Source organism: Altererythrobacter lutimaris (assembly GCF_013371495.1).
Classification (GTDB): Bacteria; Pseudomonadota; Alphaproteobacteria; order Sphingomonadales; family Sphingomonadaceae; genus Erythrobacter; species Erythrobacter lutimaris_A.
In genome coordinates, this window is record NZ_JABWTA010000001.1 from 173102 (window position 1) to 186692 (window position 13591).

Genomic DNA, 13591 nt, shown 5'->3' on the forward strand with positions numbered 1-13591 from the left:
TATGGCCAGCAAAGTGCTAAGCAGCAGCGATGCTTTCATTTCCGCATCTGAATTGCCCAGGGAAGAACTTGGCGGCGGCATTTCTCGCCAGATCCTTGGCTACGGACCGGATCTCATGATCGTGCGAGTCTGGTTTGAAGAAGGGGCAGTAGGCGAGATTCATTCTCACCATCACAGCCAGTCGACCTTTGTCGAGAGCGGCAAATTCGAAGTGTTCGTTGACGGATCGAAGCGTGCCCTTGGCGCGGGCGATAGCTTCTATATTGCTCCGCATCTGGATCATGGAGCTGTCTGTCTGGAGCCTGGTGTTCTGATCGACACTTTCAGCCCAGCGCGAGAAGACTTTCTGGATGAGGGGGACTGATCATGTTGAAAGGCAAATTGCGCTATTGGATTGTTATCCTCGTCGCGATTGCGACAGTCATCAACTATATTGACCGCGGTGCTTTGGGTTTTCTCTGGCCGGAGATTTCCAAAGAGCTGGAGATGACCGAGTATGATTATGCGATCATCCTCAACGTTTTCACTTTCGCATATGCCTTCGGACAATCGATATTCGGCAAGATTTTCGATTGGATCGGGACACGAATGGGCTTCATCCTCTCGATCGTCGTATGGTCAGCGGCGACCATCTTGCATGCGTTTGCGCGCGGTCTTCTGACTTTCTCCATTTTTAGAGCGCTTCTGGGAGTTGCTGAAGCGGGCAACTGGCCCGGCGCGACAAAGGCCAATGCTGAGTGGTTTCCAATCGACGAGCGTGCCCTTGCTCAAGGTATCTTCAATTCCGGTGCCGCGATCGGGGGTATCGTTTCGGCTCCGATCATCGGTCTGCTGTTCGTCTGGCTGGGAAGCTGGCAGGCTACCTTTATCGGCATCGGCGCGCTCGGCTTCTTGTGGCTAATACCGTGGCTGATCGTCTACAAAAGCGGGCCGGATGCCCACCCTTGGATTTCCGCTGAGGAACGCGAATATATTCTAACAGGGCAGCGCAATGTTGAAACCAATGAGGTCGCAGACTACGCGCCGGACACGAAGGAAATTCTCAGCCGGAAGGAAAGCTGGGGCGTGATTATGGCCTCCTTTTTCCTCGATCCGATCTGGTGGCTCTTCGTCGGCTGGCTTCCAATCTACCTTTCAAAGACATACGGCTTCGGGGTCGAGGAAATCGCGATCTATGCGTGGATCCCTTATGTCGGAGCCATGTTCGGTGCCTGGTTCGGTGGGCTTCTTGCCGGCAATCGGATCAAGGCCGGCTGGTCAGTCAACAGAACCCGCAAGACAGTCATAGCCTTGGGTGGCCTCATCATGCTTGTCTCGCTTCTTGCGACAACGCAGGCTGCTACACCTCTGTTTGCGGTGTTGCTGATGGCTGCGATCCTGTTCGGTTTCCAAACAGCGGTCGGCAATATCCAGACGCTGCCGAGCGACTTTTACAGCGGGAAATCGGTCGGAACCTTAGCAGGATTTGCAGGAACCGCTGCCAAGCTTGCAGTCGTAGGCCTCAATTTCCTGATTCCTGTGATCACTGTCACGAGTTACGCACCAGCATTTATCGTTGGCGCTGGTCTTGCGATTGCGACGGTTCTTTCGGTGCTCATTCTGTGCCCCGACATCAAACCGCTCAAACCAAAATCAATCTGACTTCAATCCATTCAAGCAACGGGATCATTCACAATGAAATTCGAAGGCAAGACGGCAATCGTCACTGGGGGCAGCCGCGATATTGGGCGAGCTATCTCCGTCAAACTCGGCAGCGAAGGTGCTAATGTCGTCGTAAATTTCAACAGCAATGAAACCGATGCCGACGCAACGGCAGAAGCTGTCGAAGCTGCGGGCGGCAAGGCAATCAAGGTCAAGGCCGATGTTACCAAGGCAACGGATGTTGATGCATTGATCAATGCCAGCCGCGATGCGTTTGGAGATCGCATCGATATCCTCGTGAACAATGCAGGCGGGCTGGTTGCACGCAAGACATTGGAAGAGATGGATGAGGCTTTCTTCAATCACGTGATGCAGCTGAACCTGACTTCGACCTTCCTCGCTTGCAAATCAGCAGTTCCATTCATGAGCGATGGGGGCTCTATCGTGAACCTTGCCAGTCTCGCCGGACGCGATGGCGGGGGTGGGGGCGCAATTGCCTATGCGACCTCCAAAGGCGCGGTGATGACTTTCACGCGCGGGCTTGCGAAGGAGCTTGGCCCCAAAGGCATCCGTGTGAACGCCATCTGCCCCGGCATGATCGCTACAACCTTCCATGACACTTTCACTCCCGATGCAGCGCGTGAAAACGTCGCCAATTCGACTCCATTGCGCAGGCAGGGACAGGCGAATGAAGCGGCCGATCTCGTCGCATATCTCGCATCGGACGACGCATCATTTGTGACCGGTGCCAATATCGACATCAATGGCGGTCTGGGCTTCTCCTGATCGCCTTGAATGTGAGAAGGAGTGATGACCACTGCAATTGTCGGCGAAGCCATGCTAGAGTTTCACAGCCATGGCGGGCAAGGCCTTCGCTATGGCGGAGACACGCTTAACACAGCGATCCACTTGGCGCGTGCCGGTCATGAAGTCGCTTACATAACCGCTGTTGGAACGGATCCTATCAGTGACGCCTTGGTCGAAGCGTGGGCCAGTGAAGGAATCGATACGCGGTTTGTGCTGCGCCATCCTAATCGTCATCCCGGTATCTATGCGATCCATCTTGATGAGCATGGAGAGCGTAGCTTCTTGTATTGGCGTGACCGGAGCGCTGCGAAAGACATGTACGGTCTGCCGGGCATTGACGCGGCAATGGACTTCGCGAGCTCCGCAGACTTGTTTTACTTCAGCCTCATAACGCTTGCGGTCGTCGGGAATACGGGGCGGCAGCGGCTTCTATCGGCAGCCAACGAACGCAAAGACCGTAGGCGGTCCGTTGCATATGACAGCAATTTCAGACCCTCCCTCTGGGTAGACCTTGTTCAAGCACGCGAAGCGTCGCTCGCAGCGATGAAGGCATGCACAATTGGTCTGCCGACCAATTCGGACGAATGCGAGTTGTGGGGCGAACAAGTGTCTGAAGCCGAAATCGCGGAGCGATGGATTCAGGCGGGCTGCAGTGCCGCGGTCGTCAAAGCGGCAGAGAAGGGCTGTGTGATAGCCGGCGCTGATGTGCCCAAGCCGCGCGCGATGGCCGGCAGTCCGGTTCAAGTTGTCGACTCAAGCGGCGCCGGCGATGCGTTTAACGGCGGCTTTTTGGCAGGCTGGCTGTCGAGCAAATCGATCGAGGACTGCGTCGAAGCGGGGCAAAGCCTCGCACGCGAAACGCTCACCCATCAAGGCGCCATCAGTTTCGACTAAGCAACCGTTGGCGATGCGGCACTGTCAAAAGCATGGCTGCAGATCAGTTGGCTTGCTAGCCGGTGCGGAACAGCAAAGCTAATCACCCGTTCCGATACTTCCATTTACCGCCAGAAGTGATCCAGATGGTTGTGAAGATTAACGGCGAGAACGGGTCATACAGCGACTTCGTAAGATGAAGGGCTTGCCGGAATTCACATCAGTTCACACCAGCGTTCAAAACCACTTCAAATACGACCGACATCCCAACAATAGAAATAAATACAAAGCCAACCACCCAGCCGCCTATTTCCAGCGATGTTACACGTTCGGTCTGCAGCACGGACTGTGCCATCTGGTCTCGTGCAGCATGACCCCGCCTAATATCCCCGCTTCCCGAAGACCTTCTGGGTGCTCTCCCAAGCTCACGAACGCCTCGATTGCGGCCTCGTCGCGGCCAAGGTCCTTCAATAGATGGCCCAGATGAAGACCGATCTCATAGGGCTCAGAAGACCGATCTCATTGGGCTCATCGGCCAACTCCAAAGCTGTCGCATAGGAATCGACCGCTTCTTCCTTCTCGCCGCTTTCCTTCAAGGCGTGGCCCAGCAATTCAAGTGTTCGCCAGTCTTCCGGCCACGCTTGAACGACGGAGCGGAAGGCAGAGATGGCGGTCGGCCATTGCTTGTTGGCCATCGCCTTTTGGCCGGCCTCCAGCTCGTCGTAAGGGTCGGTAGAAGACATCTTTCAATCCTGCTCGATCATCTGATCGGTAATCTCCAAGCGATCAAGGATTTCGATAAGAACGTCTAGTGTCGATCTCGGCAAGGTCAGAATGATGCGGTCAATCGCGAAAAACTCGCCAGATCAAGGCGTTAATCGGCCAAATCGCCCGCATCTATTCGTAAATTGGCTGAAGATAGGTCGAGATGATCCTGAGATAACCCAAGATGAAGTCCAGACGGAACCCACAAGAATAGCGCGCGCAGCAGACACCTGCTGGTTTCCCGCAACAGATGAAGGAGGCAATCTGCTTCAGAGGATTCTTCTCCAGTGCATGGACCGGCACAGTCGCGCCCTCTGCCGGATAGCCGACCACCAGCAAGAGATAGGGCTTCTCGCTTTTCGGGCGTCCGCACAGATCATGAAGAAAGGTCATCGGCTTCGGCGTGCGCGTGAGCATGCACAGTCCGGCATGATGCAGCGCGCTGATGAGAATGCCCATCTCGATTCCGAGTGATCCAGGCACGTAGTAATTCTGCTGCGCCTCGTCTTCCTGGATGCCCCCTTTGCGTTGGCCAAGGATCGCGATGATCCAAGGTGCATGTTCAAGATACGGCTTGTGTTCGTCTGTCCCGAGAGCATCGAGCGCGTCCAACCAGGCCTGACCTGCTCTGCCACCATAGAATTCGCGCTCTCACAAGGCTGAGTCACCCGCATGACACTTGTGTGACGAATCTCAGTCAAGATTCTTCGTTCCGCCACAGAACTGACACTCACGCGTCACTCCTGACTTTTAGGGGCACTTCAAAATCAAATGAGGAACCCCGATTCATGAAAACCAGATTTCTCGCCGGTGCAGCCGTCGCAGCGTTTACTCTCCCAGCCACTGCTGTTGCCGGCGATGTGACCGGCGTCGTCGTGGATGCTAGCGACACCATCGCGTTGCAGGCTGCCGAGCTCACTATCGAAGAGCTTGGGCGCAAGGCAACCGCCGGATCAGATGGGCGTTATCGCTTCAATGAAGTGCCGGGCGGCACATACACAATCGTCGCGACCTATATCGGGGCTGAGCCAGTGCGGCAGACCATCACTGTGCCAGAGACCGGCACCGTCGAACTCAACTTTGTGCTTGGCGACACGGGCGGTGACATTCTCGTCATCGGTCAAAGCGCGAACCAAGCGAGCGCGCTTTCTCGCAAGCGTGCCAGCGACATTGTTGCTGACGTCCTGACTCGTGATGCGATCGGTCAATTTCCGGACCAGAACGTCGCGGAATCGCTGCGCCGCCTGCCGGGTGTCAACATCCTCAATGACCAGGGCGAAGGACGCTTCGTATCCGTGCGCGGGCTTGATCCAGAACTGGTGGCGACCTCGCTCAACGGCGTGCGCTTGCCAGCTCCTGAAAGCGATACGCGCTCTGTAGCGCTCGATGTGGTTTCCAGCGACATTATCGAATCCATCACAGTCAAGAAGTCGCTCACGCCGGACATGGACGGCGATACAATTGGTGCATCGGTAGAGATCGAAACAACCAGTGCGTTCAACCGCACGAAGGACCTGCTAACGATCAAGGCTGAAGGCAGCTACAATGATTATGCAGGCGAGCTGACGCCGAAGATCAGCCTGGATTTCTCTAACCGCCTGAGCGACAGTTTTGGCGTTTCCGGCGGTGTCTCCTTCTACAATCGTAAGTTTGAGACCGACAACATCGAAGCCGATGGCTATGTCGATGCAGGCGGTGCGGTCTTCCCTATCGAAGTGCAGTATCGCGACTATGATGTAGAACGTGAGCGGATCAGCGCGACGCTCGGGTTTGATATCCGCGCAAGCGACAGCACAGAGCTTTATGTCAAAGGCATCTGGAGCCAGTTCGACGATCAGGAATTTCGCCGCCGGCTGCGTTTCGACCTTGATGATTTCGAGGATTTCGGTCCGACCAGCGTGAACGGAACTTCCGCGATTTTCGACGATACGACTGTTAATATCGACGGCGATGACGTGCGCCAGCGCATTGGTGTCCGCCGCGACATCAAGGACCGCTTTGAACGCCAGCGTATCCGCTCCATCACAGCGGGCGGCGAAAGCGACTTGGGCGACTGGTTTGCAGAATATGCGGTCAGCTGGGCCAAATCGACTGAGACCGAGGACGGCAATGTCGACCCGACAGAATTTCGCGAGCGTTTCTCTGACGATGGCTTGACCATCGGTTTCGATTATTCCGATCCCCGCTTGCCGCTTTACAGCGTGATCAATGATGGCGTGGATTTCTTTAATCCCGCGACTTACCCGCTGAACGACATCGAATTCACAGTCCTGTCCGATTCCGAGGACGAGGAATATGCAGCGCAGTTCGACCTGGGCCGCCGGTTCCAGATGGATAGCGGCGAGTTCACCGTTCAGGCCGGTTTCAAAGGCCGTTGGCGCGAAAAAGGCTTCAGCTTTGATGTTGAGTTCTATGAATTCAACGAGGACTTTGGCGAATATCTCCTGTCCGATGTGCTCGGCGAGGATGCGACTTACCGCATCACCGACTTGAACCCGCTGCCCGGTTTCACACAGGCGACCGACTTCTTCTTCGCCAATCGTGATCAGTTCGAGCTGCAGGAATTGGACAGTGCGTTCGATTCCTCGATCTCCGACTATGCCGTCAAAGAAGACATCATGGCAGGCTATCTGCTGGGCCGCTGGGAAACCAATGACCTGCGGGTCATCGGCGGCGTACGTTATGAGCACACCTCGAACACGCTCAATGGCAATCTCGTGACGCTCAACGAAGACACTGAGACGGTAACTGTGGCGCCTGTCAATTTCGAGCGCGATTATGACATCTGGCTCCCGAGCCTCAACATTCGTTACGAAGCGCAGCCGGACCTGATCCTGCGTCTGGCAGGCTATCGTAGCCTTGTCCGTCCTAGATTGAGTGCTGTTGCACCGCGCTTTGCTGTTGAAGAGAACGATGAAGGCGAGCGCGAAGGCGAGTTCGGCAACCCGGCACTGCAACCTTTCAAGGCCTGGAACTTCGATGCTTCCGCTGAATGGTACATGTCGTCGAACGGTGCGTTGACCGCAGCCTTCTTCTACAAGGATATCAAGGACTACATCATCAACGAGGTCCGCGAAGACAGCAGCTTCAACGGAATTCCTTTTGACGAAGCCGTAGTCCCCATCAATGGAGACAGCGCAACAGTCCTGGGCTTTGAGCTAGGTTTATCGCAATCGCTGAAGGGTGCGCTGGATGGCTTCATCATCCAGGCGAACTACACCTTTACCGATGCAGACGGCACTGTCTTCCAGGATGGCGATCCGACCAATCCGCGCAGCATCCCGCTGCCGGCAACCTCAAAGCACACCGGCAACATCTCGCTGGGCTATGACAAGGGTCCGTTCGATATCCGCCTGTCTGGGACTTATCGCGACAGCTATCTCGACGAGCTGGAAAGCGAAGCGGCTCTTGATCGCTATGTCGACGATCATTTCCAGCTGGACCTCAGCGCGAAGTACCGCCTCACTGACAATATCCAGTTCTTCTATGAATGGGTGAATATCAACAATGCCAAATACTTCGCGTTCAATCGCTTCGGCAATCAGGTGAACAACCTCCAGTACGAAGAATACAGCTGGACCATGAAAGGCGGCGTGAGGATCAACTTCTGATGAGGGCAATTCGTGGAGCCCTTGCTCTCATCGCTATGGGGACCGTGGCCGCATGTGCCACGGTTCCTGTCATGGGCGACCCCGCGGTGGACGTCGCGGCTCTGGCTGAGACGGTGCCTGTTGGGACGACTAATGAAGATGCGGCGGACGATCCGGCCATCTGGCGCAATGCAGCCAATCCGGCGGCGAGCCTGATTGTCGGTACGGACAAGAAGGCTGGCCTTCACGTCTATGCACTTGATGGTAGCCAGAAGAGCTTTCTGGGTGCAGGGCTCCTTAACAATGTCGATCTTGTCGAGCTTGCTGACGGCACGATCCTTGTGGCGGCTAGTGACAGAACCGATCCCCAAACCGCGCATGTGATGCTGGCAGAGCTGGATGGCTCTAGCGGTGTTCTCACGGAAATCGGGCGTTATCCGGTGGGTCCGGATGAAGGCTATGGCCTGTGCATGGCGCAGCCTGATGCCGACGGCAGGGTCCGCGTGTTTAGCCCGGTGAAGGACGGCAGCGTCGTTCTGACCGAACTCCGCCGAGGCGAAACCGGTTGGCAAGCGCAGTCGCGGCAATTGCATAAGCTTGCAACGCAACCAGAAGGCTGTGTTCACGATGCCCGCACGGACATGCTTTATGTCGGCGAAGAGAATACCGGCATCTGGGCGTTCGATTTGAGCGCGAGCTCAGAGCCCGAACTGGTTGCCGCGATTGATAACGCGCAATTGGTGGCTGACGTTGAAGGCCTCGCGCTCGCGCCGGAAGGCGAAGACGGCGGATATCTCGTCGCGTCCAGCCAAGGCGACAACGCCTATGCGGTTTTCCGCTTGCCGGACCTCCAGCCTGTCGGCCGTTTCCGGATCGCCGCAGGCACATTCGGCGCGACAGAGGAAACCGATGGCATCGCGCTCGACAATCGCAGTTTCGGTGCTACCTATCCCGACGGGCTATTCGTGGCGCAAGACGGGATCAACGGAGCAGCAGCGCAGAACTTCAAATATGCGTCCTGGGCGGAGGTGAAAACGGCTTTGCAACTGCCTTAGCTTGCACGCTAAATAATCAGGCAATTTGCATTACGCGCTGCGGCTTCTATGCTCAGCGGTGAACCTTCCACTCATCGCTGAGCCTTTCGCTGCGTACTTCATTGCGCGGCTGGAGACTTAGCCGACAAAAACAAAGCCAGAAGAGCTGATGCAAACACAGATCGATCCGCCGATCGAACCACCTATCGTTGATCTTCCAATTGAGACGCATGATAAAGGCTTCTACGATGGGTTCAGCAGAGCAGTCACCATCCCGGGGAAAGTGATCGTATCGCTGCTCATCATGTGGGCGATCTTCTTTCCGGTTCGTGCCAGTGAAACCCTGCAGGCAGCCAACACCAGTATTATTTCGAGCTTTAGTGGCTGGTATGTCTATCTGGTTGCATTCCTGATGCTGGTCGCGCTTGTGCTAGCCGTGATCCCGCAATCCGGGCGGTTGCGGATTGGCGCGCCCGGCGAAGAACCTGAGTTTTCGAAATTCTCCTGGTTCGCCATGCTGTTTGGTGCGGGTATCGGGATAGGGATGCTCACCTATTCGACGGGTGAGCCGCTCGCGCATTTTTCCAACAATCCGGACATTATCCGCGGCACGCTGGAAGCGCGCTCAGCCGAGGCGGTGCGACCGGCTTACATTTACACTTTCCTGCATTGGGGTTTTGCCGCTTGGGCGACTTACGCGCTCGTGGGCCTTGCGATTGGATATGTATCTTACCGTCGCAATCTGCCGCTGACGATCCGCTCAAGCCTTGTGCCGCTATTCGGGCAGCGCATGTCAGGTCTTAGCGGCCATGTGGTCGATATTGTAGCCGTTGTGGCAACGATCCTGGGCGTGTCAGTCACGATGGGGCTGGGGGTCGAACAGTTTGTCGCTGGACTTCACCGCGTTGGCATGGGCGACTGGCTGATCGCAGAGACTGGTACAGCAAGTACAGCTGCTATAATCGTCGCCCTGGTGGTGTTGGTCGGTGCGTCAACCATCAGTGCGCTTTCCGGTGTAGGGCGAGGCATCAAGTGGCTCTCCAACCTCAATATGGGGCTGTCATTTTTCCTACTCGCGCTTTTCCTTTTGGTTGGTTCCGGTTGGCTTGGGATGCAATTGCTCGCGACTGGCATCTATGATTATCTGCGCACTTTGCCAGCTAATACGCTGTCGCTGTTTTCAAGCGATGGCAGCGTGACGGGCGATGCGCTTGTCCAATGGCAGCTCGATTGGTCAATTTTTTACTGGGCGTGGTGGATAGCCTTCGCGCCATTCGTCGGCATGTTCATCGCGCGCGTATCGCGGGGGCGCACCGTGCGCGAATATGTGTTCGGCGTGATCCTCGTGCCTTCACTGATGTGCTTTATCTGGATGGCGATTGTCGGCGGGACCGCAATTGACCTCGAGCTGACGGGTGTGGCGCAAGGCACGATCGTCAATGCGGGAATTTCCGATCAGCTATACGCGACGCTCGCCGTTTTGCTCGATCCCGGCCTGGCGTTTGCGGTGTCCATCGTGGTCGTCGTTCTGCTGATGACCTATCTCGTGACATCTGCGGATAGCGCGATCCTGATTGTGAACACGATCAACGGGGCTGGCGATGACGAAGGTCAGCGCCGCTATCACATCCTGTTCTGGGGTGCAGCGCTCGCATTCGTGGTCGGGAGCATGCTGGTACTCGGTGGCATCGACGCCATTCGCATCACGATGATTATCGGCGCACTGCCATTCTCGTTTGTGCTTGCTCTCATGGCGATTTCGATCGTCAAGGCGATAATCTTTGACTTGATCCGCAAGCATCACGGTGTTCCCACCACTGCCGAGGCCTGCGAAGAGTGGGAAGCTGCCAAGTAGAGCCAAGTGCTTAGAATTGCCCCGACTTCGGGCATTTTTCGAATAGAAGCGACATTATTTGAGTATACATGAGTTTACTTCAAAATATATTTGCTATGTATAAGTGCTAAACAAGACAAAAATTTGAAGACTAACGTTGATTTTTTGAATATTTCAGATTTACTATATTTTGATTATTCATGTTGTTTTCGCGCAACACGCGCTTCCTTTTTCAAAATATATCAGGTCGCGCTGTGGTGACCTTTAACTTGCATTGTTAAGGCGCGCCTCAACAGGCATGATTTCATCTCACTTTCTCCCATTCTGATCGCGAATACTCAGTTTGCGCGTTTTCGCGCGGCATTTGCGCGTGTGTGGGTGAAGTAAACAGGGAAGCAATAATGAAGAAACTTACCAGCAGCGTATCGCTCGGCGCGATCGCAATCGGAATGGCGAACCCGGTGTTCGCACAGGAGGCAGCGCAGGAAGGCGCTCAAGAACGCACTGGCGGTGTCCCGACGATTGTAGTGACCGCGCAAAAGCGTAGCGAAGACTTGCAGGACGTCCCGGTCAGCGTTTCCGCAATTGGCGAAGAAGCGCTGAGCGAGCTCAACATCGATACGTTTGAAGACTATCTCGACCAGCTGCCGACGGTCACGGCCGGTGGTTCTGGTCCGGGCCAGAGCACGATCTACATTCGCGGTCTCGCTTCCACTACGCCAAACCTGACGACAGCTGGCGTTGCAGGCCTCGCGCCCAACGTTGCCATGTATCTTGACGAGCAACCGCTCGCGCAGCCCGGCCGTAACCTTGATGTTTACGCCGCTGACATGTCGCGGATCGAAGTGCTCTCCGGCCCGCAAGGCACGCTTTTCGGGGCGAGCTCGCAGGCGGGTGTGGTTCGCTTGATCACTAACAAGCCTTCGCTGTCCGGCTTTGATGCAAGCGCTGCTGCCGGTGTCTCTTTCACTAAAGGCGGCGAGACGAGCTATAAGGCAGAAGCCATGCTCAACGTGCCGGTGAGCGATACTTTCGCGCTGCGCGGTGTCGTCTATCTCGATGATCAAGGCGGCTATATCGACAATGTCCAAGGCACGCGTGATCTCAGCGAAAGCGCCCGCTTCCGTCCGGCTGGAACTGTCCGCTCAAACGGTGTTCCCGTAAACGCGCTTCGCGGCGGGTTCCAGGCTGGCGCAAACCTCGATAATGTCACTTTCCTTGAAGCGAACAATGAAGGCATCGTCGAAGACGATTTCAACGACACGCAATATGCTGGTTTTCGTGCGACTGCCCTTTGGGAAGTCACACCTGACTGGACAGTGACAGTCGCTCACGCGCGCCAGAGCATTGAAAGTGACGGCGTTTTCTTTGCGGATCCAGAACTTGACCTCGACAACCTCGAAATCCAGCGCTTTGAAGAAGACCGTCTGGAAGACGATTTCTCCAACACCAGCTGGACTGTCGAAGGCCGCATCGCGATGCTCGATGTGGTCTACACGGGCGCATACACCGACCGCGAGACCGAGCAGCGTGTCGACTACACGGACTACCTCTTCGTCGGCCAGTACCTGCCATACTATATCTGTGATGGCTCAGTGACCTATCCAGGCATGGCTGACCCAAGCGGCGTGTGTCAGGCACCGAATCTTTATGTGAATTCAGTCAGTGAAACGACTGTCTTCACACAGGAATTGCGGTTCAGTACTCCGGCTGAAAACCGCTGGCGGGTCACGGCTGGTGGCTTCTATTCAGATCTTGAGCTGAAAGAACGCAACGACTTTGCTTACCCGGGTAATGTGATTGCACAGCCTTTCGGACCATTTGCGCCGAACTTCCCGCAGGAAGGATTCACGACTGTTGATGGACCGTTCCCGGCAGAGACGATCTTCCGCAATGACATTCGTCGCACAGACAAACAGTTCGGCATTTTCGGGGAAGCAAGTTTTGACATCGTGCCGGACCTTCTGACCGTCACGTTAGGCGCGCGTTACTACGACATCGAAGTTGACTTCGAAGGCAGCGCCAATGGTTCGTTCTGTAACTCAGGCGCCGCTGAAGATGCGAATGCTTTCGGTACGGATATCAACGATCTGTACGATGGCGATGGCGAGTTTACCTTTATCGGATCGTGCAATGCGGCTTTACGCCAGACGTTCACGTTGGATGACACTTTGGCGGATATCGAAGCGGCTGGCTTGAGTGCAACGCAAGCTCAGCAAGTCTTCAACGCTGTGCGTGCGCCTGCCACAGCAAATGCCGACGGTTTCATTTACAAGGGCACAGTCACGCTCACGCCAAGCGAAGACTTGCTGTTCTACGCAACCTATTCGGAAGGCTTCCGCCCAGGCTTGCTGAACCGTCCGGGCGGCGCGACCAATGGCGCAGGCTTCACTGTGCCTTTCGAGCTCGATACCGATGAAGTGAAGAACTACGAGATCGGTTGGAAAACCGAGCTTGCCGATGGCCAGCTGCGGATCAACGGGAGCGCATTCTACGTTGATATCAGCCGCTTGCAAACGACGATCTTTGATCCGAGCATTACCAACCTGTTCTTCTCGGCCAATGCGGCGGATGCAGAAATTCTCGGTATCGAATCCGATTTCACTTTCGCGCCGTATTCGCTTCCGGGCCTTACAGTCGCTGGTGCATTCTCTATCCTCGATACGGAGATCACCGATGTTCTGATCCCGACGAGCGACGTGATCGAAGGCGAAGATCTCGCATTCGCGCCGTCATTCCAGGGCAATATGCGCGTACGGTATGAGTGGGATGTCAGCGATGACCTGACCGCTTTCATTATGCCGCAGGTGACCTATTCGGCGTCCAAGCTGACGGACATTATCGAGATCAATAAGTTCCGCTTGGACAGCTACACTGTGGTTGATCTGGCGGCGGGCGTCTCGAAAGACCAGTGGTCGTTCGAAGTGTTTGGCGAGAACCTGTTCGACACGCGCGCGGAAATCTCAGGCAATTTCATCAATGACCGCGAGCGGATTACGACCAACCGCCCGCTCACTGTCGGACTGCGCGTCTCTTTCGACTACTAA

The 13591-nt window shown here is 55.6% G+C and carries 11 protein-coding genes; 8 read left to right on the forward strand and 3 right to left on the reverse strand.

Annotated features, from left to right (window positions below; all coding sequences use genetic code 11):
* Position 1: 1 nt before the first annotated feature.
* The 4 genes from HUO12_RS00880 to HUO12_RS00895 are packed head-to-tail and all read left to right on the forward strand — an operon-like array spanning position 2 to position 3342.
* Positions 2 to 364, forward strand: coding sequence for a cupin domain-containing protein (locus HUO12_RS00880; RefSeq protein ID WP_176271813.1), 363 nt, complete (start codon positions 2 to 4; stop codon positions 362 to 364).
* Positions 365 to 366: 2 nt separating this feature from the next.
* Positions 367 to 1641, forward strand: coding sequence for an MFS transporter (locus HUO12_RS00885; protein ID WP_217905157.1), 1275 nt, complete (start codon positions 367 to 369; stop codon positions 1639 to 1641).
* A gap of 33 nt (positions 1642 to 1674) precedes the next feature.
* Positions 1675 to 2427, forward strand: a complete 753-nt coding sequence (locus tag HUO12_RS00890) for an SDR family NAD(P)-dependent oxidoreductase (RefSeq protein WP_176271814.1) — start codon at positions 1675 to 1677, stop codon at positions 2425 to 2427.
* A 24-nt stretch (positions 2428 to 2451) separates the two neighbouring features.
* A complete protein-coding gene (locus HUO12_RS00895; protein ID WP_232367266.1) occupies positions 2452 to 3342 on the forward strand; it encodes a sugar kinase in 891 nt (296 codons plus the stop codon).
* A 199-nt stretch (positions 3343 to 3541) separates the two neighbouring features.
* Here the strand turns inward: HUO12_RS00895 and HUO12_RS14575 are convergent, their stop codons facing one another.
* From HUO12_RS14575 to HUO12_RS00905, 3 genes are all read right to left on the reverse strand, one after another.
* The gene (locus HUO12_RS14575; protein ID WP_269748026.1) at positions 3542 to 3676 is read right to left on the reverse strand and encodes a hypothetical protein; all 135 of its coding nucleotides are present in this window, start codon (positions 3674 to 3676) and stop codon (positions 3542 to 3544) included.
* Positions 3677 to 3788: 112 nt separating this feature from the next.
* Positions 3789 to 4064 (reverse strand): tetratricopeptide repeat protein, encoded by a 276-nt coding sequence (locus HUO12_RS00900; protein WP_176271815.1) that lies wholly within the window; start codon positions 4062 to 4064, stop codon positions 3789 to 3791.
* Between the two features lie 154 nt (positions 4065 to 4218).
* Complete coding sequence (locus HUO12_RS00905; RefSeq protein ID WP_176271816.1) at positions 4219 to 4698, reverse strand: nitroreductase family protein; 480 nt, start codon at positions 4696 to 4698, stop codon at positions 4219 to 4221.
* A 176-nt stretch (positions 4699 to 4874) separates the two neighbouring features.
* Here HUO12_RS00905 and HUO12_RS00910 point away from each other — a divergent pair, with 176 nt between their 5' ends.
* From HUO12_RS00910 to HUO12_RS00925, 4 genes are all read left to right on the forward strand, one after another.
* Positions 4875 to 7697: a TonB-dependent receptor gene (locus HUO12_RS00910; RefSeq protein ID WP_176271817.1), complete on the forward strand. Its 2823-nt coding sequence runs from the start codon at positions 4875 to 4877 to the stop codon at positions 7695 to 7697.
* Complete coding sequence (locus tag HUO12_RS00915) at positions 7697 to 8731, forward strand: phytase (protein WP_176271818.1); 1035 nt, start codon at positions 7697 to 7699, stop codon at positions 8729 to 8731. The genes HUO12_RS00910 and HUO12_RS00915 overlap by 1 nt, the downstream gene beginning before the upstream one ends.
* Before the next feature lie 148 nt (positions 8732 to 8879).
* A complete protein-coding gene (locus tag HUO12_RS00920; RefSeq protein WP_176271819.1) occupies positions 8880 to 10565 on the forward strand; it encodes a BCCT family transporter in 1686 nt (561 codons plus the stop codon).
* Between the two features lie 380 nt (positions 10566 to 10945).
* On the forward strand, positions 10946 to 13591 hold the full coding sequence (locus HUO12_RS00925) for a TonB-dependent receptor (RefSeq protein WP_176271820.1): 2646 nt from the start codon (positions 10946 to 10948) through the stop codon (positions 13589 to 13591).

What these genes read in the sequence shown, in the direction of transcription:
- HUO12_RS00890 (WP_176271814.1), top strand. Translation starts at nt 1,675, where the DNA reads ATGAAATTCGAAGGCAAGACGGCAATCGTCACTGGGGGCAGCCGCGAT.
- HUO12_RS00915 (WP_176271818.1), top strand. Translation starts at nt 7,697, where the DNA reads ATGAGGGCAATTCGTGGAGCCCTTGCTCTCATCGCTATGGGGACCGTG.
- HUO12_RS00925 (WP_176271820.1), top strand. Translation starts at nt 10,946, where the DNA reads ATGAAGAAACTTACCAGCAGCGTATCGCTCGGCGCGATCGCAATCGGA.
- HUO12_RS14575 (WP_269748026.1), bottom strand. Translation starts at nt 3,676, where the DNA reads ATGGCACAGTCCGTGCTGCAGACCGAACGTGTAACATCGCTGGAAATA.
- HUO12_RS00880 (WP_176271813.1), top strand. Translation starts at nt 2, where the DNA reads ATGGCCAGCAAAGTGCTAAGCAGCAGCGATGCTTTCATTTCCGCATCT.
- HUO12_RS00910 (WP_176271817.1), top strand. Translation starts at nt 4,875, where the DNA reads ATGAAAACCAGATTTCTCGCCGGTGCAGCCGTCGCAGCGTTTACTCTC.
- HUO12_RS00920 (WP_176271819.1), top strand. Translation starts at nt 8,880, where the DNA reads ATGCAAACACAGATCGATCCGCCGATCGAACCACCTATCGTTGATCTT.
- HUO12_RS00895 (WP_232367266.1), top strand. Translation starts at nt 2,452, where the DNA reads ATGACCACTGCAATTGTCGGCGAAGCCATGCTAGAGTTTCACAGCCAT.
- HUO12_RS00885 (WP_217905157.1), top strand. Translation starts at nt 367, where the DNA reads ATGTTGAAAGGCAAATTGCGCTATTGGATTGTTATCCTCGTCGCGATT.
- HUO12_RS00900 (WP_176271815.1), bottom strand. Translation starts at nt 4,064, where the DNA reads ATGTCTTCTACCGACCCTTACGACGAGCTGGAGGCCGGCCAAAAGGCG.